The following is a 22,895-nucleotide window of genomic DNA, read 5'->3' as shown; positions in this document are numbered from 1 at the left end:
CCCTTCTCCATCGACGCCCGGTCCTCAGATCGACAGATGCTCGATCGCGGCGACGCTGCCGAGGCGGTCGCTCAGGCGCCTGAGCAGGGCCAGGCGATTGCGGCGCAGGGCCGGGTCGTCGGCGTTGACCATCACCGCATCGAAGAACGCGTCCACCTGCGGCCGCAGCCGCGCCAGGTGCGCCAGCGCGTCGACGTAGTCGCCATGGGCGAGCGCGTGGCCGGTCTCGGCATAGACCGCTTCCACCGCCTCGGCCAGCGCCAGTTCCGCCGGTTCGCTCAGCAGGGCGTGGTCGACCTGGCCCGGGATCGCGCCGTCGGCCTTGCGCAGGATATTGCGGATGCGCTTGTCGGCCGCGGCCAGTGCCCCGGCCTCGGGCAGCGCGGCAAAGGTGCCGACTGCGTCGATGCGGCGGTCGAAGTCGTAGAGCGAGGGTGAGCGCTTCGCGGCCACGGCGGCGAAGTGCTGCGCCGGTACGCCCTTGTCGGCGTAGTAGCCGCGCAGGCGGTCGAGGATAAAGGGATAAATCTCCTCGTAATTGACTTCACTTAAGGAATTAAGTTGTCCCCATACCACTTCATTAATGGGCACGCCAAGACTCTGTGCGTGCGCCTTGGCCGCTGCACGCTCACTAGCATGCATCGACATGATCTGTCCGAGCACTTCGCCAGAGGCGGAGCGGATGAGGTCATTTAGATTCAAGTCGAAACCGCTTTCGATGATTGTCCGGGCAAGGCCAAGCGCATTGCGCCGCAGCGCGAACGGATCCTTGTTGCCGGTCGGCTTCAGGCCCGCGGCGAAGCCGCCGGCCAGGGTGTCCAGGCGTTCGGCGATTGCCAGTACCTTGCCGACGCCGGACAGGGCGATGTCGTCGCCGGCGAAGCGCGGGCGATAGGCCTCGTCGAGGGCGTTGGCCAGCGCCAGGCGGTCCTCGCGCGGCAGGTCGTCGAGCGACGGGTCCTGCGAGGCGTAGTAGCGGCCGGCGATGCCCTGCAGCTCCGGAAACTCGTTTACCAGCCGCGACTGCAGGTCGGCCTTGGACAGTTCCGCCGCGCGCCTGGCCAGCGCCGGGTCGACGCCGACCTGCGCCGCGATCGCCTCGGCCAGCGCCGCCACCCGCGCGACCTTGTCGGCGACGCTGCCCAGCTTCTGCTGGTAGGTCACGGTGCGCAGTCCGGCGTTCATCGATGCCAGCCCCTGCTTCATGTCCTCGACGAAGAAGAACTTGGCGTCGGCGAAGCGCGGGCGGATCACCCGTTCGTAGCCCTTGCGCACCTCGGCCGGATCCTTCGACTCGATGTTGGCGACGCCGACGAAGTGCTCGCGCAGGCGCCCGTCCTCGCCGAGCACCGGGAAGAACTTCTGGTTCGCCTCCATGGTCGCGATCAGCGCTTCCTGCGGCACCGCCAGGAACCCGGCCTCGAACGCGCAGCCCACCGCCTGTGGCCATTCGACCAGGCAGTTGACCTGCTCGAGGTTGTCGCCGTCGATGCGCGCCGTGCCGCCCGCGGCCTGCGCCGCCTGTGTCACTTCCCGCACGATGCGTGCGCGGCGCTCGTCGGGGTCGGCCAGCACCTTGGCCGCGCGCAGGGCGTCGAGGTAGTCGTCCGCGTGCGCGATCCATACCGTCTTGTCGTGCATGAAGCGATGGCCGCGGCTCATGCGGTCGGCCTGCACGCCGAAGACCTCGCCGCCGACCACGGCGTCGCCGAGCAGCAGCACCAGCCAGTGCACCGGCCGCGCGAACGCATGCGCGTGCGCGCCCCAGCGCATCGGCTTGGGAATCGGCATCGCCGCCAGCGCCTCGCGCAGGATCTCCGGCAGCAGCGCCGCGGTCGTCGCCCCCGGCCTCACCGTGCGGTGCACGAAGCGCTCGCCCTTGGCGTCGCGGGTGCGTTCGAGTGCCGTCCACTCGACGCCGGCCTTCGAAGCGAAGCCCTGCAGCGCGCGGGTCGGCTGGCCGTCGGCATCGAGCGCGATGTTGAGATAGGGGCCGAGGACTTCCGAACGCTGCTCGGACTGCTCCGTGGCCACGCCCGGCAACAGCACCGCCAGCCGACGCGGGGTGTACAGCGGTTTCGCATCGCCGCGCTCGACCGCGATGCCGCGCTTCGACAGCCCGTCGAGAACGCCGTCGAACAGCGCCTGCGCCAGCCCGGGCAGTGCCTTGACCGGCAGTTCCTCGGTGCCGAGTTCGATGAGCAGGGGCGCGAGCCGGGTCATGCCTTGTCCTTCCGCGTTCGAGCGAGGCGTTCGAGCCGGACCGCGTTCTTGGACAGCAGCGCGATGCCCGCGATCGGCGGCAGCAGCAGGCCGAGGAAAAACCAAAGCCAGGCGCTGCGTCCGGTTTCCTGGGCCCAATACGCGCAGAACACGCCGAACAGGAATGCGACCAGTCCGTATGGTGCGAAATCGCCGCCAATCGTGCTCATGCCGCTTCGGCCTCGCGCTTCAGCCCCGGGAACCCGAGCTTCTCGCGCTGCCCGTGGTAGCTCTCGGCCACCGCCTGCGACAGCTTGCGCACGCGCAGGATGAAGCGCTGGCGCTCGGTCACGCCGATCGCGCGCCGCGCGTCGAGCAGGTTGAAGCAGTGCGAGGCCTTGCACACCTGCTCGTAGGCCGGCAGCGGCAGGTCGAGGCCGACCAGCTTCATCGCCTCGGCCTCGCAGGCGTCGAAGCGGTGCAGCAGCTCCGGCACGTCGGCGACCTCGAAGTTGTAGGTGCTCTGTTCGACCTCGTTCTGGTGGTACACGTCGCGATAGGTCACCGGGGTGCCGTCGGGGCCGTGGGTCCACACCAGGTCGAACACGTCGTCGACGTTCTGCAGGTACATGCACAACCGCTCGAGGCCGTAGGTGATCTCGCCCAGCACCGGCCGGCACTCCAGGCCGCCGGCCTGCTGGAAGTAGGTGAACTGGGTGATCTCCATCCCGTTGAGCCAGACTTCCCAGCCAAGCCCCCAGGCGCCGAGCGTCGGCGACTCCCAGTTGTCCTCGACCAGGCGCAGGTCGTGCACCTGCGGATCGACGCCGAGCGCCTCGAGCGAGCCGAAGTACTGCGCGACGATGTCGTCCGGGCTCGGCTTGAGCACCACCTGGTACTGGTAGTAGCGCTGCAGGCGGTTCGGGTTGTCGCCGTAGCGGCCGTCGGTCGGGCGCCGGCACGGCTGCACGTAGGCGGCGTTCCACGGCTCCGGGCCCAACGCGCGCAGGAAGGTCGCCGGGTGGAAGGTGCCGGCGCCGACCTCCAGGTCCAGCGGCTGGATCAGCACGCAGCCGCGCTCGGCCCAGTAGACGTTGAGGCGCTGGATCAGCTGCTGGAAGGTCGGACCACTCATGTTGAACCGCTCATGTCGGAGCACGCATGTCAGGATCAGGGCTCGAAACGCGGGCGCGCTAGTATAGCGGCCACCTCCGCGCCGCCCGGCGCCCGCACCGGTCCGGCCATCTCCGCGACAGCGAGCACGCCTTGAACGACCTGCGCCATTCGCATCCCGATCGCCCCGCTTCCCGGCTGCCGCCGGGGCGGCTGGCGCTGGAACCGGTGCTGGACGCGCTGGTCGTCGACGGCCTGGTCGATGCGCAGCAGGCGGAGCGCGCGCGCGTCTCCGGCCGACACGGGCGCGGTCTCGACGCGGTGCATCCGCTGGTGCTGCTGGCCAACCTCAAGCTGCCCTCGGCGCGCGTTGCGGGCACCGATCTCGGCCTGGAACAGCTGACCGAATGGCTGGCCGAGGCCAGCGGCCATCCGTACCGGCGCATCGACCCGACCCGGCTCGACGTGGCCGGCGTCACCGAGCTGATCTCGCATGCCTACGCCCGCCGTCACCGCATCCTGCCGCTCGAGGTGACCGGCGAGCACGCGCTGATCGCCACCAGCGAGCCGCTGGCGCTGGACTGGCTGCCGGACCTGCAGCGATTGTTGCGGCGGCGCATCGACCTGGTGGTGGCCAGCCCGCTCGACCTGCACCGCTACACCATGGAGTTCTTCGGCGTCACCCGCTCGATCCGCGGCGCACGTGACGTGCGCGAGGGCGGCAGCGAGGCGCCGAGCTTCGAGCAGCTGGTTGAGCTGGGCCGCTCGGGCGACGTCAACGCCGACGACCATCACATCGTCCACATCGTCGACTGGCTGCTGCAGTACGCCTACCAGCAGCGCGCCTCCGACATCCACCTGGAGCCGCGCCGCGACATCGGCCGGGTGCGCTTCCGCATCGACGGCCTGCTGCACAAGGTGTTCGAGATGCCGCCGCCGGTGATGAACGCGGCGATCAGCCGGATCAAGGTGCTCGGGCGCATGGACCTGGGCGAGCGCCGGCGGCCGCAGGACGGCCGCATCAAGACCCGCTCGCCGGGCGGCAGCGAGGTCGAGATGCGCCTGTCGACCATGCCCACCGCGTTCGGCGAGAAGACGGTGATGCGCATCTTCGATCCGGACACCGCGTTCAAGCCGATCGAGCAGCTCGGCTTCGACGCCGCCGAGGCCGTGGCCTGGAACGACCTGGTGCAGCGCCCGCACGGCATCGTGCTGGTCACCGGCCCGACCGGCTCCGGCAAGACCACCACGCTGTACTCGGCGCTCAAGCGCCTGGCCACCCCGGACCTCAACGTCTGCACCATCGAGGACCCGATCGAAATGGTGGCGCCGGAGTTCAACCAGACCCAGGTGCACGCCGCGATCGACCTCACCTTCGCCTCCGGCGTGCGCACCCTGCTGCGCCAGGACCCGGACATCATCATGATCGGCGAGATCCGCGACCTCGACACCGCACAGATGGCGGTGCAGGCCTCGCTCACCGGGCACCTGGTGTTGTCGACCCTGCATACCAACGACGCGCCCTCGGCGGTCACCCGCCTGCTCGACCTGGGCCTGCCGCACTACCTGATCGCCTCGACCCTCAACGGCGTGCTGGCGCAGCGCCTGGTGCGCACGCTGTGCCCGCACTGCAAGCTGCCGCGCGCGGTACCGGACGAGGCCTGGCAGGCGTTGCTCGGCGCCGGCGCGCGGCCGCCGGCCGGGGAGACGCAGGGCGCGGTCGGCTGCCTGGAATGCCGCAACACCGGCTATCTCGGCCGCGTCGGCCTGTACGAGCTGATGCCGGTCACGCCGGCGCTGCGCAAGCGGATCCGCCCGGACATGGAGCTGGCCGGCTTCGCCGCCGCCGCGCAAGAGGGCGGGCTGCGCACGCTGCGCGCCGCCGGCGCCGCCAAGGTCGCGCAGGGGCTGACCACGGTGGAGGAAGTGCTCACGGTGCTGCCGCCCCGGGAGTGACGGAGATGCAATCGGAAGCCGGGACTCCACGTTCGGATTCTGGATTCGCTCAGAGATGGGGAGCGGTCTGCAGCCGTAAGTCGAGCCCACGGAAATGACAACGACGGGGCTTTGGCGCCGTCCTCCCCGCAACGGCGGGGCAAAGACAGGCTTTCGGGGGCGTCATCCCGGCCTGCGCCGGGATGACGGGTCGAGGTGCGTATGCTTTCCTCACTCCTCACTCCTCACTCCTCACTCTTGCTCCCATGCCCCACGCCATCCCGCCCCTGCTGATCATCGATGCCGGCCAACCCGTCGCGCCCCTGCGCCGGCACGGCGATTTCGCGCACTGGATCCGGGTCGCGGCCGGGCTGGGGCGTCGCGAAGCGGTGGCGGTGAACGTGGAAGCGGGCGACGCGCTGCCGGCGTGCGCGGGCTTTTCCGGCGTCATCGTCAGCGGTTCGGCGGCGATGGTCACCGAGCGCCTGGACTGGAGCGAGCATGCCGCCGCCTGGCTGCGCGACGCTGCGCAGGCCGGGCTGCCGCTGTTCGGCATCTGCTACGGCCACCAGCTGATCGCGCATGCGCTCGGCGGCACCGTCGGCGACAGTCCGGGTGGGCGCACGATGGGCACGGTGGAGGTCGCGTGCACCACGGCCGCGCACGAGGACCCGCTGTTCGCGGCGCTGCCGGCGCGCTTCGCCGCGCAGGTCACGCACCTGCAGAGCGTGCTGCGCGCGCCGCCGGATGCGGTGGTGCTGGCGACGGCCGGGCACGATCCCTGCCATGCGTTCCGCTGGCGCGATCGCGTCTGGGGGGTGCAGTTCCATCCCGAGTTCAGCGCCCTGCACATGCGCGGCTACATCCGCGCCCGCGCCGACCTGCTGCGACGCGAAGGCGCCGATCCGGAGCGCCTGGCCGCGGCGGTGCGGGCCGCGCCGCAGGCGCGCCGCCTGCTGCGGCGCTTCGCGCGGCGGGCGCGTACACTGGCAACGATTCTGACCGATCGGGGACATGACGATGACGGAAGCAAGGAAGGCGTCGGCGGGTAGCGGCGCGGAATGGTTGCTGGCGGGATTCTCGCTGCTGCGGCGCTCGCCGCTGGGATTGGGAGTGCTGGGGGCGATCTTCGGCCTGCTGAGCGCGGTGCCGATGCTGTTCGCGGAGAGTAATATCGGCATGTTCTTCGCCCTGCAGGTGCTGCTGGTGCTGCTCGGGCCGGTGCTGATGGGCGGTTTCATCCACGCCGTGCACGAGGTCGAGAGCGGGCGCCAGGCACAGCCCGGTCATTTGCTGCAAGGGTTTCGCGAGGGCAAGGCGCTGCGCCTGGTGGCGCTGCTGCTGCCGCAGGTGGCGCTCGGGATCGTCGCCGTGCTGCTGCTGGTGGTGATGGTGGGGCCGGCGCAGCTGCAGGAAGCGATCGCCGTGCTCGAGCAGGTCGAGGGCCAGGCCAATCCCGATCCCGCACTGTTCCAGGAACTGCCGGTGGGCGCCTTCCTGCTGTGGCTGCTGACGGTGTTCGTGCTCGGCGTGGTGACCTACTTCTTCACCTTCGTCGCCACGCCGCAGATCATGCTGGAGAACCGCGGTGCGTTCGCGTCGATGAAGCGCAGCTTCCGCGCCTGCGTGCGCAACATCCCGGCGATGCTCGTGTTCTTCGTGCTGCTGATCATCATCGCGTTCCTGGTCAGCCTCGGCGCACAGCTGGTCGCGATCATCGCCCGCGTGGCCGCCGGGCCGACGGCGATGCAGTTCGTGTCGCAACTGCTGCTGATGGCGGTGCTGCTGCCGGTGATGATGGGCGCGACCTACCGCGCCTGGAAGCAGTTGCTGCCCGGGGACGGGACCGGAACCGCCGCCGCTGCGCCGCCGCCGTCCGGCATTGAAGTCTGAGGAAACCGCAGGCGCGGCCCGCTGTTTCTTCCGGCGAGGAGGCGACGCGGTCGCCGGAATCGCGGAAAGCCAGTGCGCGGCGGGCGGCGGGTGAAGAGCGGCGGATGCATCGCGGGCGGTCCGGCACGGCGCCCCGGTGCGGGACACGCCGTGAATCCGTCCATGGAGGCTCGTCGACGCCATCCATGGCGTCGACGGTCCCGCACCGGGGCGCCGCGCCGGCCCTCGAGATCGCGTGGGCGCTTCATCGCGGACATGGCGTGCTGCTACGAAAGACGATCGGCTGCTTCAGCCCAGCGCGCGTTCGACGGCGGCCTGCAGCACGGTCTGCATCGCCGCCAATAGCCACAGCGCCGTGGCGCCGCCGGCGACCGCCTGCGCCGCGATCCAGGCGCGCGCCCAGCGCGGCAGCCGCGGTGTCGCATCGCCGGCCTGCAGGACCATGGCGCCGGCGATGCGGTCGTGCAGCGCCCGCCGCTGCGGTGGCAGCGCGGCCAGGACGTGGCCGAGGTTGAGCGTCAGCCAGGACAGCGCGCCGGCGACATGGCGCAGCAGGGCGCGCGCCACGCTCACGCGGCCGCCGCTCTCGTCCACCACCTGCAGGCCCAGCGCACGCTTGCCGGCCGTCGCCTGCCCGGGCGCGGCCTCGCAGGCGACGTGGTAGAGCAGGCCGAGGACGACGAACGCGGCCAGCGGCGGCGCCAGCGTGGCGGCCACGGCATCGGTCAGCATGTGTGCCGCGGCCTGCAGGCGCGGGTCTGCGATGGCCTGCAGCAGGCCTCCCAGTAGCGCTCCCGGCGCGGCCAGCGCGGCCACCAGCGCCGCGGCGACGGCATCGGCGAGCCGCGCGAATGACGCGACGATCCGCTCGGAGCCCGCAAGGAGACGAGGCCAGCCGAACAGCAGCACCGGGACCGCGACCAGTGCGGCGTCCAGCGACCATGCCGCATAGCGTTGCCAGAAGCCGGCCGCCGCCGGCGCGGTCACGGCCGCGGGCGGTCGGCTTCGTCGCCGCCGCGGTCGTCCTGCGGCTTCGACACCAGCAGCCGTGCGGCGACGATGCCGGCCTCGTACAGCAGGTACATCGGGATCGCCAGCATCAGCTGCGAGATCACGTCCGGCGGGGTGATCACCGCCGCCAGGACGAACATGCCGACGATCGCGTAGCCGCGCCACTCGCGCAGCTGCGTGGGCGTCACCCAGCCCAGCAGCGACAGGATCACCAGCGCCACCGGCAGCTCGAAGCTCAGGCCGAAGGCGAGGAAGATCACCAGCACGAAGTTCAGGTAGGCATGGATGTCGGTCATCATCGCCACGCCTTCGGGCGTGACGCTGGTGAGGAAGCCGAACACCGCCGGCAGCACCAGGAAGAACGCGAACGCGCAGCCGATGTAGAACAGCAGCACCGCCGAGACCAGCAGCGGCATCGCCAGCCGCTTCTCGCGCCGGTACAGGCCCGGCGCCACGAACGCCCACAGCTGGTACAGCAGCCACGGCATGGTGGTGACGACGGCGATGAAGAGCGCCAGCTTGAGCGGCGCGAAGAACGGCGAGGCGACCTCGACCGCGATCAGGTGCGCGCCTTCCGGCAGCTTGTCCAGCAACGGCTGCGCCAGCTGGCCGTAAAGGCGGTTGGCGAACGGCAGCAGGCCTAGCAGCACCAGCACCACGCCGGCGATCGCGCGCATCAGGCGCGAGCGCAGTTCGACCAGGTGGTCGAGCAGGCTGCTGTCGGTGGCGCTGTCAGCGTCGTTGGACATCGTCGTGGTCGTCGGGGGTGCCGGATCCTGCCTGCGGTGCGTCGGGGTCTTCGTCGTCGTCGGCAACCTGCCCGCCGTCGTCGTGAACGGGGGTCTCGTCGGTGTCGGCCTCGGCGATCGCGTCGGGATCGGCGATGCCGGCCTCGACCTCGCGCGCGGTCTCCCGCACCGAATCGCGCACCGCGTCGACCTCGCGCTTCACGTCGTCACCGACGCCGCGCATCGAGCTGTCGACCTCGCGCATGGCCCCCTCGGCGTCGTGCAGGCTGCGCTTGAGTTCCTCGGCGGCCAGTTCGCTTTCCAGTTCCGACTTCACCGAATGCCACTGCGCGCGCCCGCGACGCACCCACAGGCCGACGAAGCGCGCAGCCTTCGGCAGCCGCTCCGGGCCGAGCACGATCAGCGCCACGATCGCGATGAAGAAAATCTCGCTGAAGCCGATATCGAACATGGCCGGGCGCCGCGGGACGCGGCGTCAGCGCGGGGTCTTGTCGTCGTGCCGCTGCTTCTCGCGGGCGGCCGCGTCGTCGCTGTCGCGGTTGTGGTCCTCCAGCTGCGCCGACGGCTTGTCCTCGTCGCTATCGGCGTCTTTCACGCCCTTCTTGAAGCCCTTGATCGCCTCGCCGAGATCGCGCCCGGCGCCGCGCAGGCGCTTGGTGCCGAAGACCAGCAGCACGACCACCAGCACGATGATCCAATGCCAGATGCTGAAACTGCCCATGGGGTGCCCGAAAATTTGGAAAGAGGCTCAGGATACCGCAGCCGTGCTGCCGGATGCGGTCGCGTTGGCGATGAATGCGCGCGCCGCCGGCAACGTTGCGACGGAGCGCCCGGAACCCGCCGTCGCCGGACAGGTCCGGTTATGGTGAATCGTCGAGCGGCTCGCTACGGATTTCGCCCTCGGGCACCGGCTCGAACGGCTGCGGCATGGGCGCGTCGGCCGGCGGCGGCAACGGCAATGCCTCGGTGCCGGCAGGCGGGATCACCGGGCCCGGCGCCACCGGCACGCCGCCGGTGCCGCGGTTGGCGCGGGCGATGGCGGTGGCCTCCTCGAGGCGGTCGCGGAAATCGACCACGGCGTTGGAAGGCGGCTGCGGCACGCGGCCCTCGAAGATCATCCGCGGGGTGATGCCCTGGCCGTAGACGGCCCGGTTGGCCGCATCGTCGATGCTCAGCACCGCGCCATCAAGGGCGACGCCGGCGAACAGGCCGCGCGCGCGCGACCACGACCAGATCTCGGCCTGTAGCTGGCCGTCGGTGGCGGTGGAGGCATTGCGGCCGAGCGGGCCGGCGGCGACGCCGGCATCGGCGCCGAGGGTGAACTTGCCGTTGACCAGCGATTCCAGGCTGCGGTCGTTGCGGAACACCAGCACCACGTCCGCCGACTGCACCCCGACCTGGAAGCCGATGCTGCCGCCGGTCAGGGTGACGAAGACCGGCTGCGACCAGGTACCGTCGGGGCTCCTGACCGACATCATGCCGTGGCCGCGACGCCCGCCGATCACCAGCCCGGCCTTGATGGTGTCGGGCACCACCACGATCGCGCGCGCCTCGTCGAGCAGCTTGTCGGGGATGGCGCTCTCCGGGATCGCCTGGATCTCCGTCAATACGCGCACCGCGTTGCGCGCGCGCGCATCCTCCTGCGGGCCGGCGAAGGCGTTGGCGGCGGCCGTCAGCGCCAGCGCCGCCAGGGTGGCGAGCAGCATCAGGCGCGGGACGGGCGTACGACGGGACGGCAGGGGCATGTGGGAGCTCCGAAGGTCGAAGGATCGGGCGATGGAAGAGGGACCATGCGCGGCGGTGCAAAGTTCAGGCTAGGGCCGGGGCAATGAATCGCCGGTGAGCCGTCGTCTCGCTGACAGGCGCCGCTCGCGCCTGTCATCCTATGCCGATGACCGCGCCCGTTCATCCTCCCGCCATCGACACTGCGCCGGCAACCGGTCCGGAACAGGCGTTGCTGCTCGTGAACCTGGGCACGCCGGCGGCGCCGACGGCGGCGGCGGTGCGCCGTTACCTCGCCGAGTTCCTGTCCGACCGCCGGGTGGTGGCGCTGACCCGCTGGCTGTGGTGGCCGCTCCTGCATTTCGTGATCCTGCCGTTGCGCGCGCCGCGGGTGGCGAAGCTGTACGCCAAGGTCTGGATGAAGGACGGCTCGCCGCTGGCGGTCTACACCGCGCGCCTGGCGCAGGCGGTGCAGCGGCGGCTGCCGGAGCTGCGCGTGGCGCACGCGATGCGCTACGGCGAGCCGGCGTTGGCGGCGGGCCTGCGAGCGCTGCGCGACGCCGGCGCGCGCCGGGTGCTGGTGCTTCCGCTGTATCCGCAGTACTCGACCACCACCACCGCCTCGGTGGCCGACGTTGCCGCCACGGTCGACGGCGTCGACGTGCAGGTGGTGCCCGACTACCACGACGATGCCGGCTGGGTGGCGGCGGTGGCGGACTCGGTGCACGCGCACTGGGAGACGCACGGGCGCGGCGAGCGCCTGCTGTTCTCGTTCCACGGCATTCCGCAGCGGCTGGTCGACGCCGGCGATCCCTACCAGGCGCAGAGCCGCGCCAGCGTCGCCGCGATCGCCGACGCGCTCGGGCTGCGCGACGAGGACTGGCTGCTGGCGTTCCAGTCGCGCTTCGGCCGTGAGCCGTGGCTGCGGCCGTACACCGACCGGACCCTGCTCGCGCTGGCCGAAGCGGGCGTGAAGCGGGTCGACGTGATCTGCCCCGGCTTCGCGGTCGACTGCCTGGAGACGCTGGAGGAGATTGCGCAGCAGAATGCCGAACTGTTCCGCGCGCATGGCGGCGACGCGCTGCGCTACATCCCCTGCCTCAACGCTGCGCCGGAACACGCCGGCGCGCTGGCGGCGCTGGCGCGGCGGGCGCTGGCGGAACGCGACTGATGCGGGAATTCGAGGTCGGCATCGCCTGCGGCCGCATCGCCGGCCTGCGCAACGGCAACACCGGCGCGCCGCGGGTGCTGGCATTGCACGGCTGGCTCGACAACGCCGCCAGTTTCCTGCCGCTGGCGCCGTACCTGGCGCACCTGGACCTGGTGGCGCCGGACCTGCCCGGGCACGGGCGCAGCGCGCATCTGCCGCCCGGGACCGACTATTCGTTCCCCGGTGCGCTGCACAGCGTGCTCGACGTGGCCGACGCCCTGGGCTGGGAGCGCTTCGCCCTGCTCGGGCATTCGATGGGCGCCGGCATCGCCAGCCTGGTCGCCGCCGGCTGCCCGCAGCGGATCGAGCGCCTGCTCGCGATCGAGGCGCTGGGCGCGCTGCCGGAGGATCCGGCGCGCACCGCCGTGCGCCTGCGCGAGGCGGTGGCCGCCACCCGCGCGCTGCGCGGCAAGCGGTTGCGGCTGTTCGTCGATCCGGCGCCGGCGATCCGCGCCCGCATGCAGGCCAACGGGCTCAGCGAGCCGGTCGCGCGGCTGCTGGTCGAACGCGGCCTGCTGGCGGTCGACGGCGGCCACGTCTGGAGCAGCGATCCGCGCCTGACCCTGCCGACCCCGGTGCGCATGATCGATGCCCAGATCGACGACCTGGTCGCCGGCATCGCCTGTCCGACCCGGGTGATCTACGCCGACCCGCCGCAGCCCTACCTGCCCGAACCCGAGCGCAGCCGGCGGGCGCGGCTGCTGCCGCGGGGCGAACTGGTCGTGGTGCCGGGCAGCCATCACCTGCACATGGAGGATCCGGCGGCGGTCGCCGCCGCGATCGGCGACTTCCTGGGCCCACGCGCCGCCGCGGCCGGCGCCTGAACGCCGGCGGAGAGCTTAGGAACGAGTGAAGAGGAACGAGCAACGAGTGGGTGAGCACACCCTTGCGGGCGTGCAGCCACCCGAATTGTCTTGGCCGTACTCCTTAGTAGAAGCGACAGTCCTGTGGGAGCGAGAGAAGTCGCGACCGGCCGCCGGCGCAGCCGCGACTTCCCGGCAGCGGTATGCCTCGCCGCTCCGACAACGTTGTCCCACTCGTTCCTCGTTTCTCTTCACTCGTTTCTAGTTCCCCGGCAGCCGGTCGCGCAGCTGCAGGCCGATCACCGCGCCGCCGGCATCGGGGTCGCGGCCGAACGAGAACACCGCGGCGCGCGGGCCCTTTTCGAAGGCGAGCATGGCGCTGCCGTCGCTGTCCTGCCGCGACAGTGTCTGCCGCCAACCCAGATGTGTCATCGCGCTGCGCGCCTCGGCGAACAGGGCGACGATCCGGCCCGGGGCGCGCAGGCTCAGGACCAGGGCGCCATCCATGTCGAGCACGCTGTCGATGTCGTAGCCGGGAGGCAGGTAGACGTCCTCGGGGAAGTCGGCGGGCAGCGGCAGCGGGGCGCGCGGGCGCATGGGCATCGGCGCGACCGCCGCTGCCGTGGTGGAGAGCCTGTCGCCGTCGTTGCGGGCGATCGCGGCATCGACGGTCTCGCCCGTGCGGCTGCAGCCAGCGAGCGCGACGGCGCCGATCGCGGCCAGCAGCAGCGCGGTGCGCCGCAGGGTGGGCCCGCCGATTCGCATGTTCGATGTCCTCGGTCCGGCCGCGCCGTTGCTCCAGACAACGGTAGCCGGCCGCTCAGCCGGACAGCAGGGCGTGCAGCCGCGCCTTCAGGCGCCGGCCCTCGGCATGGAAATAGTCGCGCTGCAGGCGCCAGTCGGGGCAACGCGCCTCGACCTCGCGCCAGAACGCCGGCGAGTGGTCGGCGTGGACCAGGTGGCACAGTTCGTGCACCAGCACGTATTCGAAGGCGGCCGGCGCACCGAGCACCAGCGACAGGTCCAGCGACAGCACGCCGTTGGCCGCCAGCGATCCCCACTGCGACGACATCGGCCGCAACCGGATACGCGCCGGCGCGCGCGGCAGCCCCGGCAGGTAGCGCGGCAGCCAGCGCCCGATGTCGGCGCGCGCCTGTGCCTCGTAGAAGTCGCGCAGGGTGCGCTGGATCGCCGGGGTCCCGGCGCGCGCCGGCAGCCGGAATTCGACGCCGTCGCCGCTGCTTTGCAGCTGCGCAAAGCGGCCCTCGCTCCAGCACAGCGGCAGCAACTCGCCGCGCAACGGCAGGAACGCGCTGTCGCCGCGGACCAGCGCCACCACGCCGCCGGTGTCCTGCGCCGCCAGCTGTTGCGCCAGCCAGTCGCGGTGTTCGTGTAGGAAACGCTGGCCCGAGATCAGGCTAGCCCGTGGCGGCAGGGTCAGGCGCGCGCCGCGCTCGCCCACCGTCAGGCGCAGCCGGCGCGCGCGCGAATCGCGCACGCGCTCGATCTCGATCTCGCGGCCGTCGTCGAGATGCACGGCGGTGCGGTCGCGCAGCAGCGTGCGCGGACGCGGACCGATCAGGCGGCGCGGGGAGGGGGGCATGGGGAAATTCTATGGGACACGGGACGGGAGGCGGAAAGACGCTGTTCGCTCTCCCCTGCTTGCGGGGCGCTCAACGGCACGCGCACCAGTGGTGCGCAGGCAGTGCCGTCTCGCCTCCCGCAAGCGGGGGAGAGGGGGCGAAAACATGAGCGCCCGTTTCCTCAGGCATCGGCCCGCGACAGTTTCAGCGCCGGTTCCAGCACCGCGAACAGGCGCCGGAACTCGCCGCTCATCAGCGCGAAGCGCGCATCGAGTTCGGCGCGGAGGTCCTCGCGCTCGGTGCTTTCCAACTGGTCGACGGCGCCGTCGAGGAACTTCAGCTTGCGGATCACCAGGTCCTCGCCGAGCACGAACGAGACGTGGTCGTCGAGCGTCAGCGCCAGGCGCGTGACCTGCTTGCCCGACTCCAGATGCCGGGTGATCTCGTCCGACTGCAGGTCCTGGCGCTGGCATTTGACGACCGCGCCGTGATCTGCGGCATCCTTCAGCTCGCATTCCTCGCCCAGGCTGAGGCTGTCGGGCAACGGTTCGCCGGCGATCCAGCCGGTCAGCACCGAGCGCGGCGCCACTTCGGCGTTGAGCGGCAGCGCCGGGAAGCTGCCGAGCGCGCGGCGGATTTCCGAGACCGCGGCTTCGGCGTTCTTGCGGCTGGAGGTGTCGATCACGCAGACGCCGTGCTCGAGATCGAGCAGCGCATCGGTGCGCGACGGCCGCACGAAGGCGCGCGGCAGCAGCTCGTGCACCAGTTCCTCCTTCATCCGCTTGCGCATGCGCCCGCCGGGCTTGCGGCCTTCCCGCTCCTCGAGTTCGGCGAGCTTCTTGGCCAGCATATCGTTGACCACGGCGGACGGCAGCAGCCGGTCCTCGCCGCCCACCGTCAGCCACAGCGCATCGCCGATGCGGTGCGACAACGCTTCGGCGTCGCGGCCGAACGGCGAGATGAAGCCGCGCGAGGACAGCTCCAGCGGACCGACGGGCTTGAGCCGGGTTTCGGCGAGGCCGGCGTCGAGTTCGGACAGGTCGATGGTGGCGGGAAAGCGGAACAGGGTGAGGTTTTTGAAGAACATTTAAGGGCCGGGAATGGGGAATGGGGATTCGGGATTCGGAAAAGGGCCACTGCTCGTGTCATTCCCGCCTGGACGGGAGTGACATCTGCGGGGCTATCGGGATGCTCAGCGCCCGCCGTGAGCGGCGGTTCGATCCTGGTGCGTTTCGTCCGCGGGCCAGGCATGCGCATCGGGCAATGCGGCGCCATCGCCGGAGCCCAGGGCAAGGAAGTCGAACAGCTTCGGATCGCTCAGCTGCGACGGGCGGACGTCGCCGAGCGCGCGCGCGATGGTCTCGACCCGCCCGGGCGTTTCGCGTTCCCAGGCGGCGAGCATGCGCTCGATCTGCTTGCGCTGCAGGTTCTCCTGCGAGCCGCACAGGGTGCAGGGGATGATCGGAAACCCCTTCGCCTGTGCATAGGCGGCGATGTCGGCCTCGCGCACGTAGGCCAGCGGCCGGATCACCACGTGCCTGCCGTCGTCGGACAGCAGCTTCGGCGGCATGCCGCCGAGCCTGGCGTGGAAGAACAGGTTGAGGAAGAACGTGGCCACCAGGTCGTCGCGGTGGTGGCCGAGCGCGATCTTGGTGTAGCCGTGCTCGGCGGCGTAGCCGTACAGCGCGCCGCGGCGCAGGCGCGAGCACAGCGCGCACATCGTCTTGCCCTCGGGCACCACCCGCGTGACCACCGAGTAGGTGTCCTGCTCGAGGATGCGGTACTCGACGCCGATCGAACGCAGGTAGTCGGGCAGCACGTGTTCGGGAAAACCCGGTTGCTTCTGGTCGAGATTGACCGCGGTGATCGAGAACGACACCGGGGCTTTCCTCTGCAGCTGCAGCAGGACGTCGAGCAGGGTGTAGCTGTCCTTGCCGCCGGACAGGCACACCATCACCCGGTCGCCGTCGTCGATCATGCCGAAGTCGGCGATCGCGCGGCCGGCCTGGTGGCGCAGGCGCCTGGCCAGCCGCTCGGCCTGGTGCGCAGCGTTGCGATCGTGGCGCGGTGCGGGTTCGGGCAGGGGCAGGACGTTGCTCATCGTACGCATAGTCTACCGGCTGCGGCCGCGGTGACGGCGCGCCCGGCGAGCGTTAAGCTGCGATCACGATGCATCCCGTCGATCCCGCCGAAGTCTCCCGCAAGCTCACCGAACTCCGGCTCGAGCACCGCGACCTCGATCTCGCCATCGGCCGGTTGCAGGCCGACCGCGGCGACGACGACCTGGCGGTCAAGCGCATGAAGAAGCGCAAGCTGCAGCTGAAGGACGCGATCTCGCGGCTGGAATCGGCGCTGATCCCCGACGAACCGGCGTAGAGCGGAGCTTGCTCCGCTGCTTCCGGCTCCGGAGACCGCGCAGCCGAGCAAGCTCGGCTCTACAGAGGTCGGGCTCCGGAGTCCGCGTAGCGGAGCAAGCTCCGCTCTACGAAGCGGCGGTCGCCGGCGCGGAGGCGGTCAATCCGCGGCGGGCTGCGGCTCCGAGGCCGGTTTCACCGCTTCCGGGCTCACCTTCTCGATGGTGTGGCGCAGCTCGCGGCCGAGGATGATCTTGGCGTCGCGCGCCCAGGCGTCGAGTCGCTGGTCGAAGGTGAGCTTGCTGTTGCCGTCCAGCTTCACCAGCTCCAGCTCGCGCAGCTTGCGGATGAAGCCGCGGAACAGCGACTTGTCGAAGAACTCCGGCGCGGCCGGCGCGTACAGCAGGCTCAGGCGCTGCGCGGCCAGCTGGCACAGGCCCTCGAGCTCACCGGCGCCGAGGGTGCCGGGGCCGTTCTTGGCCAGCACCGAGATCGCGATGTAGTAGCGCTCGAAGGCCTGCTGCAGCGGATGGCCGAGCGCGCGCAGGCGGAACACCTCGTCGGTCTGGCCGGCGTTGCGCTGGAAGATGCCGCCGTCGTCGTCGCTGACCCGCTTCAGCAGCCCTTCGTGCACGAACACCGCGATGGTGCGGTCGATGCGCTCGGCGAACGTGTGCGCGTCCCAGGGCAGGAACAGTTCGCCCTGCAGGAACGGATACACCGCGCGCCCGAGCCGCAGCAGGTTGGCGTGGCTCATGCGGCGGTTGTGCAGGAAACAGCAGGCGATCCAGGCCGAGGCGGTGTACAGGTGCACCACGTTGTTGCGGAAATACGAGAGCAGCACCGCGGTGTCGTCGTCGACCCGGAACACGTCGCCGAGCGGATGCGCGACGCGGTTGAGCGCGCCGATCTCCTCGCCATGGGCGACGATCTCGGCCGGCGAATGCGGCGTCACCGTCACCAGGTCGCTGTACGGCACTTCGGTCAGCAGGGTCTTGGACAGCGCGATCTGCGCCAGCAGGTCGGACTCGCCCATGGCGTGCTTGGGCGTGGACAGCAGCGCCAGCGCCAGCAGGTTGATCGGATTGACGTCGGCGGCGCGGTTGATGTGCTCCTGGATGCGCTGCGCGGTGGCGTCGACCGTGCGCGACAGCCAGTCCGGGCGCTCCTCGTCCGGCAACGGCTTGCCGTCCCAGGCGCTGGCGTGCGTGGCCAGCATGTCGGCCAGCGGGATCGCCTCGCCGAAGTTCACCACCACCTGGCCGTAGTTGGAGCGCAGCACCTTGGGGATGCCCCACAGCAGCTGCCAGATCGATTCCTTCGGCTTGGTCTTGCCCGACAGTTCGTCGAGATAGCTGGTGCCCTCCATCAGCTTTTCATAGCCGATGTAGACCGGCTGGAACAGCACCGGGCGCGTGGGCTGGCGCAGGAACGCGCGCACCGTCATCGACACCATGCCGCCCTTGGGGGCCAGCAGACGGCCGGTGCGCGAGCGCCCGCCCTCGATGAAGTACTCGATCGAATAGCCGCCGGCGACCAGCTGCGCGACGTACTCGGCCAGTACCGTCGAGTACAGCGCGTTGCCGCGGATCGAGCGGCGGATGAAGAACGCGCCGCCCTTGCGCAGCAGGGTGCCGATCACCGGCAGGTTGAGGTTGATGCCGGCGACGATGTGCGGCGGCACGATGCCCTTCGTGTACAGCAGGTAGGACAGCAGCAGGTAGTCCATGTGGCTGCGGTGGCTGGGCACGTAGACGATCTCGTGTCCGGGCGCGGCCGCCTTCAGCGCGTCGAGGTGGTGCACCAGCACGCCGCGGAAGATCCGGTTCCAGACCGTGGTCAGCAGGAAGCTGGCCGAGCGCACCACCGGGTGCGAATAGTCGGCGGCGATCTCGTAGGCGTAGCCGTAGGCCTTCTTCCAGGCATCCTCGGGCTTGCTGTCGTCGCGGCGCGCCTGGTCGGCGATCGCGTCCTTGACCGCCGAGGCCGACAGCACCTTGTCGACCAGCAGCCGGCGGGTCGACAGGTCCGGCCCGATCACCGCCTCGCGGATGCGGTTGAAATGCGTGCGCAGCACCCGCGAGACCTTGCGCACGGTGCGCTCGGGAGTCAGGTCCTCGGCGATGCTGGCGCGCAGGTCGACCGGCGCGGCGAAGCGCACCAGGGTGTCGCGGCCGTTGAGCAGGATGGCCAATAGCCGGCGGAAGCGGCCGACCAGCGCCCAGTTTTCCGAGAACAGCACCGAGAACCAGCCGCTGGCCTTGTCCGGCGAACGGCCGACGAAGATCGAGACCGGTAGCAGCTGCACGTCCAGGGCCGGATCGGCGCGGTGCGCCTCCAGCAGCCGGGCCAGCGATTCGGAATGGGTCTTCTGCGGCGACCGCTTGCCCGGTGCCAGCGCGTTGAGGGCGCTGCCGGCGTTGCGCCGCGACAGCGCCACGTAGGCGCGCTTGCGGCCGAGCGGATCGCCCGGCAGCGGCTGCAGCGGCGAGGGCATGCCGGCGCTGCGGCAGGCGCGATCGAGGATCAGGGCGTTGGAAAGGCCGTAGTCCTCGAGCACATAGCAGACCGGGCGCCGGTCGACGAACTGCTCCGGCTCCGGCGGCTCGATCTTCAGCCCGATCCACGGCGCCAGCAGCCGGCCCAGCATGCGCGCCCACAACGGCGGCCTGGGCGCGCGCGGCGCGCGGACACGGCCGGGTGGCCGCGGTGCCGGCCCGGAGCCGCCGGTCCCGGCCTCGGCACCGGGCGCAGCGGATGGCGCCGCCGGCGTGTCGGCGCGGCCGGAAGCCTCGGGGAAAGGCAGGGGGGACTGGTCGGGTTGCTGCGGCATAGGGCGGCATTATCGCCCAGCAGGGGGCGCCACCGGGGCCGGGACCTGCGGGGGCCCTCAGGTCCCGTCGGCCTGCGGCGCCTGCGGCGGCGCCCGCGACGCAGGCGTGCCGGCACTGGCTTCGGCGTGCCGCAGATAGTCGCTGCGGTACCAGCGGCCGTCATGGCGCTCGACGCCGATCCGGGTGTCCACCGGATGCCCGGCCACCTCGTAGCGCACCCGCAGCAGGGCGCTGTCGCCGGTCTGGCGCTCGAGGCCGATGTCGGCGCCGGACAGCGAAGCGTCCACGTCCAGGCCGTAATCGGCGAGCACCCGCTTGACCTCCGCCAGGAACGGCGACAGCCGGCGCAGGGTGTCCTCCATGCCGGCGGCGGCGAAGGCCTCCTCGTCGTGCAGGCCGGTGGCGCGAGCGGCTGCCGCCAACCCCGCGATCGCCGCATCCGCGCGCGCGGGATCGGCCAGCGGCGCGTCCAGGCCCCAGCGGCCGAGCGCCTCGATCAGCTGCATCCGGCGTTCGCGTTCGTCCTCGTCCAGGGTCTCGTCGTTCTGCACGTAATGCATGGCGAACAGGCTCAACGTCTCCATCGCGCCGCGCAGCTCGCCATCGGCGCCGGCGAACTGGCTGCGGAAGGTCTGGCGCAGCCGGGCTTCCGAGCCCTCTTCGGCCAGTGTTGCCAGCAGGTTCGGCAGTTGCTCGTGCAGCGGCAGTTCGTCCAGTGGCCAGCGGCTGCCGTTCTTCCACGCCGCCTGGAGTCGCGTGTACAGGCCCGGCGGAACCGCGGCACGGGCGAATGCCACCAGATCGTCGTCGTGCAGGTGCCGCGCCGGCAGCCGCACCGCGTCGACCGGGCGGGCGGCGGTCGCGGGCGCAGCGGCGGCGGGCGGCTCGCGCTTGCAGGCAATGGCGGCGCAGGCCAATGCCGCGGCCAGCAGCAGCAGGCGGACGGTTGCGGACATGGTGCGTACTTCCCGGGACGCAGACAGCATCTTGGCCGTGGACTTTGGCCGCGGCAAGTCGCGACGACGCCGGCCGGATGCAGGCGACCCCGGCGCTCCGCCGGTCATGCATTCCCGGCTACAGGTCGCGCACCACCCAGCCGCCGGGCGCCTGTTCGGGGACGGCATCGAGCGCCGCCTGCGCCACCTCGTCGGGCGTCCGGCCGGCCTTCCAGGCCGCCGCCACCGCCGCCAGCCGTTCGCGGGTAGCGCGGGTGTAGGCGCCCTCGAGCTCGTTCTCGGCATCGGCCGCCAGCTTCTGCGGATACAGGCTGCGCGCGTCCTCGCTGTGGTTGAGCAGGGCGATCAGGTGCGCCAGCGCACTGCGGAAGGCCTGCGCGCCGAGCGGCGTGCGCTGGGTGCGCTGCAGGTGCCAGACGGTGAGGTATTCCACCGGCCCGAGCAGCCGGCGCGGGGTGGCGCCGAAGAACTGCCCGGACAGGGCGCCGGCGGAGAACGGGGTGACGTTGTCCGGCAGCCGGGTCGCGCCCCAGGAGCTCAGCGCGCCGCCGGGCAGGTCCATGCGCCGCAACGCGGTGCCGAAGGTCTCGGCCAGCAGCCGCTTGGCGCGCTCGTCGTCGCTCTCGGCGACCACCGCGAGCAGGCGCAGGAACATCGGGTAGTGCTCCTCGCCGAGCCGCCGCGCCAGCCGCTTGAGCACCGTCAGGCGGTACTCGGCGTCGCCATGCGCGGCCAGCGCCGACACCAGGCGGTCGGCGGCGGAGCGCAGGGAGGCGGGGGAAGGCACGGCTTCGGTCATGACGGCGCCGCGGTGGGGACGGCTTCGGACTCTAGCGCGGCGGGCATGCCGCGCGGAAGCGGTTAGGCAAGGGCGTCGAGGATCGCGTCGGTGGCGTGGTCGGCGGCCTGCGACAGGTCGAGTGCGCCAAGGCCGTTCTCGAAGCCGAGATCGCCGGCCAGCAGGCGCGCACCGGGATCGATGTCGTCCCAGGCGCTGGCGGCGAGCACCTGCTCGCCGGGGTCGGTCGCGGCGGCCGGATCGGCCCGCAACGCCTCGCGTGCGACGTCCGGCGCCTGCTGCGGTGCCTGCTGCCGCTGCAGGTCGTCGAGCGCACCCTGCCCGCCCAGCCGGCCGAGACCGGTGACGTTGAGGTGCGGATCGGAACCGATGCTGCTCATGTGCGGCGAAATATCCTGGTGTGCGGAACGCGGAACGGGCCGTTTTCGCGGCGTTGCCGGCAATGTAACGAGGCTGCCGCGCCACTGTCACCCCGGGGCAACCCTAGGTCCGGCGTCGGCATCCGGGCGCTGTTCAGCATCGATCGCGCGGCTGCGCCGGCGTCGGCGGCGCAGCCGCGCCATGCTAGCCTCGCGCCGACGTCGCGGCAATGCGGGTACGCACGGATGGCAGAGAAGGACCAGGGCGCCGACAAGACCGAAAAGCCGACGCCGAAAAAAATCCGCGACGCACGCAAGGAAGGCAACGTCGCCAAGAGCAAGGAGCTGACCAGCACCGTGCTGGTGCTGGGCTGGATCGCCGGCGCCTGGATGCTGATGGGCTTCATGCACACGCGCATCAGCGCGCTGTTCGACCAGAGCCTGGAGGCGGTCGGTGCGCCGTTCTTCGAGACCCTGCCGCGGCTCGGCTACCTGGCCTTCCAGACCCTGCTGTGGCTGACCCTGCCGCTGATGCTGCTGGCGATGCTGCTGGCGGCGGTGACCGAGTTCCTGCAGGTCGGGCCGATCGCGAGCATGAAGAAGCTCACCCCGAACCTGGACAAGCTCAACCCGGCCGAGGGCGTCAAGAAGATGTTCTCGATGGACAACCTGGTCGAGCTGGTCAAGTCGGTGCTCAAGAGCGCGGCGCTGCTCGGCATTGGCTACGTCGTGCTGCGCGGCATGCTCGATGGCCTGCTGAAGCTGCCGTACATGACGCCGGCGGCGATGGGATCGGCGATCTGGCACGCGCTGAAGTGGATCGTGATCTGGACGGTGGCGGTGTTCTTCTTCGTCTCGGCGCTCGACGTCTGGTACCAGAAGTTATCCTACATCAAGAAACTGAAGATGAGCCGCCGCGACATCAAGCAGGAGGTCAAGGAGAACGAGGGCGACCCCTACGTCAAGCAGCGGCGCAAGCAGTTGCACCAGGAATGGTCGCAGCAGAACATGCTCAGCTCCGTCCGCAAGTCGAGCGTGGTCGTGACCAATCCCACCCACATCGCCATTGCCCTGCAGTACGAGCACGGCGAGACCGAGCTGCCGGTGGTGGTGGCCAAGGGCGAAGGGCACTTCGCCGAGATGATCAAGCAGGCCGCCGAGGAGGCGGGGGTGCCGATCCTGCAGAACATCCCGCTGGCGCGCGGGCTCAACGAGAAGGTGGAACTCGACGACTACATCGGCAACGAGTTCTTCGAGGCCGTGGCCGAGGTGCTGCACTGGGCCGAGGGCGTGCGCCGCGGCCGCGACGGCATCTGAGCGCTGCCTCGCCGTAGAGCGGAGGGGGGGGGGGGGATCACCCCCCCCCCCCCCC

At 70.9% G+C, this 22,895-nt stretch carries 24 protein-coding genes; 8 read left to right on the top strand and 16 right to left on the bottom strand.

Features of this window, described 5'->3' with window-relative positions; all coding sequences use genetic code 11:
- Positions 1–24: 24 nt before the first annotated feature.
- From glyS to glyQ, 3 genes are read right to left on the bottom strand one after another with little or no spacing between them, the layout of a single operon-like run.
- Positions 25–2,223, bottom strand: a complete 2,199-nt coding sequence (gene glyS / locus AB5T46_RS17630; protein ID WP_370565382.1) for a glycine--tRNA ligase subunit beta — start codon at positions 2,221–2,223, stop codon at positions 25–27.
- Entirely contained in the window at positions 2,220–2,432 is a 213-nt protein-coding gene (locus AB5T46_RS17625) for a hypothetical protein (RefSeq protein WP_370565380.1), read from the bottom strand. Before AB5T46_RS17625 ends, glyS begins: the two co-directional genes overlap by 4 nt.
- Positions 2,429–3,337 carry a glycine--tRNA ligase subunit alpha gene (gene glyQ / locus AB5T46_RS17620; protein ID WP_370565379.1) on the bottom strand — a complete coding sequence of 303 codons (909 nt, stop codon included), beginning with the start codon at positions 3,335–3,337 and terminating at the stop codon, positions 2,429–2,431. Before glyQ ends, AB5T46_RS17625 begins: the two co-directional genes overlap by 4 nt.
- A gap of 131 nt (positions 3,338–3,468) precedes the next feature.
- Here glyQ and AB5T46_RS17615 point away from each other — a divergent pair, with 131 nt between their 5' ends.
- From AB5T46_RS17615 to AB5T46_RS17605, 3 genes are all read left to right on the top strand, one after another.
- Complete coding sequence (locus tag AB5T46_RS17615; RefSeq protein ID WP_370565378.1) at positions 3,469–5,271, top strand: GspE/PulE family protein; 1,803 nt, start codon at positions 3,469–3,471, stop codon at positions 5,269–5,271.
- A gap of 245 nt (positions 5,272–5,516) precedes the next feature.
- On the top strand, positions 5,517–6,302 hold the full coding sequence (locus AB5T46_RS17610) for a glutamine amidotransferase (RefSeq protein ID WP_370565377.1): 786 nt from the start codon (positions 5,517–5,519) through the stop codon (positions 6,300–6,302).
- A complete protein-coding gene (locus tag AB5T46_RS17605; RefSeq protein WP_370565376.1) occupies positions 6,265–7,143 on the top strand; it encodes a BPSS1780 family membrane protein in 879 nt (292 codons plus the stop codon). The genes AB5T46_RS17610 and AB5T46_RS17605 overlap by 38 nt, the downstream gene beginning before the upstream one ends.
- A gap of 288 nt (positions 7,144–7,431) precedes the next feature.
- Here AB5T46_RS17605 and AB5T46_RS17600 read toward each other — a convergent pair whose 3' ends face one another.
- From AB5T46_RS17600 to tatA, 4 genes are read right to left on the bottom strand one after another with little or no spacing between them, the layout of a single operon-like run.
- On the bottom strand, positions 7,432–8,130 hold the full coding sequence (locus AB5T46_RS17600) for an RDD family protein (protein WP_370565375.1): 699 nt from the start codon (positions 8,128–8,130) through the stop codon (positions 7,432–7,434).
- Entirely contained in the window at positions 8,127–8,903 is a 777-nt protein-coding gene (gene tatC, locus AB5T46_RS17595) for a twin-arginine translocase subunit TatC (protein ID WP_370565374.1), read from the bottom strand. The genes AB5T46_RS17600 and tatC overlap by 4 nt, the downstream gene beginning before the upstream one ends.
- Complete coding sequence (gene tatB, locus AB5T46_RS17590) at positions 8,887–9,354, bottom strand: Sec-independent protein translocase protein TatB (protein WP_370565372.1); 468 nt, start codon at positions 9,352–9,354, stop codon at positions 8,887–8,889. Before tatB ends, tatC begins: the two co-directional genes overlap by 17 nt.
- 24 nt (positions 9,355–9,378) lie before the next feature.
- Entirely contained in the window at positions 9,379–9,624 is a 246-nt protein-coding gene (gene tatA / locus AB5T46_RS17585) for a Sec-independent protein translocase subunit TatA (protein WP_370565371.1), read from the bottom strand.
- On the opposite strand from tatA, the gene AB5T46_RS17580 reads away from it, so the two are divergent.
- A complete protein-coding gene (locus tag AB5T46_RS17580) occupies positions 9,608–9,772 on the top strand; it encodes a hypothetical protein (RefSeq protein ID WP_370565370.1) in 165 nt (54 codons plus the stop codon). The genes tatA and AB5T46_RS17580 overlap by 17 nt on opposite strands.
- On the opposite strand, the gene AB5T46_RS17575 is transcribed toward AB5T46_RS17580, so the two are convergent.
- On the bottom strand, positions 9,764–10,648 hold the full coding sequence (locus AB5T46_RS17575; RefSeq protein ID WP_370565369.1) for a lipid-binding SYLF domain-containing protein: 885 nt from the start codon (positions 10,646–10,648) through the stop codon (positions 9,764–9,766). The genes AB5T46_RS17580 and AB5T46_RS17575 overlap by 9 nt on opposite strands.
- 146 nt (positions 10,649–10,794) lie before the next feature.
- Between AB5T46_RS17575 and hemH the strand changes: the two genes are divergently transcribed.
- Positions 10,795–11,796: a ferrochelatase gene (hemH, locus tag AB5T46_RS17570; protein ID WP_370565368.1), complete on the top strand. Its 1,002-nt coding sequence runs from the start codon at positions 10,795–10,797 to the stop codon at positions 11,794–11,796.
- On the top strand, positions 11,796–12,659 hold the full coding sequence (locus AB5T46_RS17565) for an alpha/beta fold hydrolase (protein WP_370565367.1): 864 nt from the start codon (positions 11,796–11,798) through the stop codon (positions 12,657–12,659). The genes hemH and AB5T46_RS17565 overlap by 1 nt, the downstream gene beginning before the upstream one ends.
- Before the next feature lie 240 nt (positions 12,660–12,899).
- Here the strand turns inward: AB5T46_RS17565 and AB5T46_RS17560 are convergent, their stop codons facing one another.
- The 4 genes from AB5T46_RS17560 to ttcA all read right to left on the bottom strand — a co-directional run bounded on the left by AB5T46_RS17560 (position 12,900) and on the right by ttcA (position 16,331).
- Positions 12,900–13,403, bottom strand: coding sequence for a hypothetical protein (locus AB5T46_RS17560; protein WP_370565366.1), 504 nt, complete (start codon positions 13,401–13,403; stop codon positions 12,900–12,902).
- Positions 13,404–13,458: 55 nt separating this feature from the next.
- Positions 13,459–14,241 carry a M48 family metallopeptidase gene (locus AB5T46_RS17555; RefSeq protein ID WP_370565365.1) on the bottom strand — a complete coding sequence of 261 codons (783 nt, stop codon included), beginning with the start codon at positions 14,239–14,241 and terminating at the stop codon, positions 13,459–13,461.
- Between the two features lie 161 nt (positions 14,242–14,402).
- Entirely contained in the window at positions 14,403–15,308 is a 906-nt protein-coding gene (locus tag AB5T46_RS17550; RefSeq protein ID WP_370565364.1) for a recombination-associated protein RdgC, read from the bottom strand.
- 105 nt (positions 15,309–15,413) lie between these two features.
- Positions 15,414–16,331 carry a tRNA 2-thiocytidine(32) synthetase TtcA gene (ttcA, locus tag AB5T46_RS17545; protein WP_370565363.1) on the bottom strand — a complete coding sequence of 306 codons (918 nt, stop codon included), beginning with the start codon at positions 16,329–16,331 and terminating at the stop codon, positions 15,414–15,416.
- 59 nt (positions 16,332–16,390) lie between these two features.
- On the opposite strand from ttcA, the gene AB5T46_RS17540 reads away from it, so the two are divergent.
- Entirely contained in the window at positions 16,391–16,597 is a 207-nt protein-coding gene (locus AB5T46_RS17540; protein ID WP_370565362.1) for a YdcH family protein, read from the top strand.
- Between the two features lie 138 nt (positions 16,598–16,735).
- On the opposite strand, the gene plsB is transcribed toward AB5T46_RS17540, so the two are convergent.
- The 4 genes from plsB to AB5T46_RS17520 all read right to left on the bottom strand — a co-directional run bounded on the left by plsB (position 16,736) and on the right by AB5T46_RS17520 (position 21,544).
- The gene (gene plsB, locus AB5T46_RS17535) at positions 16,736–19,408 is read right to left on the bottom strand and encodes a glycerol-3-phosphate 1-O-acyltransferase PlsB (RefSeq protein ID WP_370565361.1); all 2,673 of its coding nucleotides are present in this window, start codon (positions 19,406–19,408) and stop codon (positions 16,736–16,738) included.
- A 57-nt stretch (positions 19,409–19,465) separates the two neighbouring features.
- Positions 19,466–20,365 carry a hypothetical protein gene (locus AB5T46_RS17530; protein WP_370565360.1) on the bottom strand — a complete coding sequence of 300 codons (900 nt, stop codon included), beginning with the start codon at positions 20,363–20,365 and terminating at the stop codon, positions 19,466–19,468.
- A gap of 118 nt (positions 20,366–20,483) precedes the next feature.
- Positions 20,484–21,164: a hypothetical protein gene (locus AB5T46_RS17525; protein WP_370565359.1), complete on the bottom strand. Its 681-nt coding sequence runs from the start codon at positions 21,162–21,164 to the stop codon at positions 20,484–20,486.
- Between the two features lie 62 nt (positions 21,165–21,226).
- Positions 21,227–21,544: a hypothetical protein gene (locus AB5T46_RS17520; RefSeq protein WP_370565358.1), complete on the bottom strand. Its 318-nt coding sequence runs from the start codon at positions 21,542–21,544 to the stop codon at positions 21,227–21,229.
- 225 nt (positions 21,545–21,769) lie between these two features.
- Between AB5T46_RS17520 and sctU the strand changes: the two genes are divergently transcribed.
- The gene (gene sctU / locus AB5T46_RS17515; protein WP_370565357.1) at positions 21,770–22,840 is read left to right on the top strand and encodes a type III secretion system export apparatus subunit SctU; all 1,071 of its coding nucleotides are present in this window, start codon (positions 21,770–21,772) and stop codon (positions 22,838–22,840) included.
- Positions 22,841–22,895 lie beyond the last annotated feature (55 nt).

The organism is Luteimonas salinilitoris, from assembly GCF_041300785.1.
In the GTDB taxonomy this organism is placed as follows: domain Bacteria; phylum Pseudomonadota; class Gammaproteobacteria; order Xanthomonadales; family Xanthomonadaceae; genus Luteimonas; species Luteimonas salinilitoris.
Note: the sequence above shows the minus strand (reverse complement) of the source record. Positions and strands in the feature narration are given on the sequence as shown.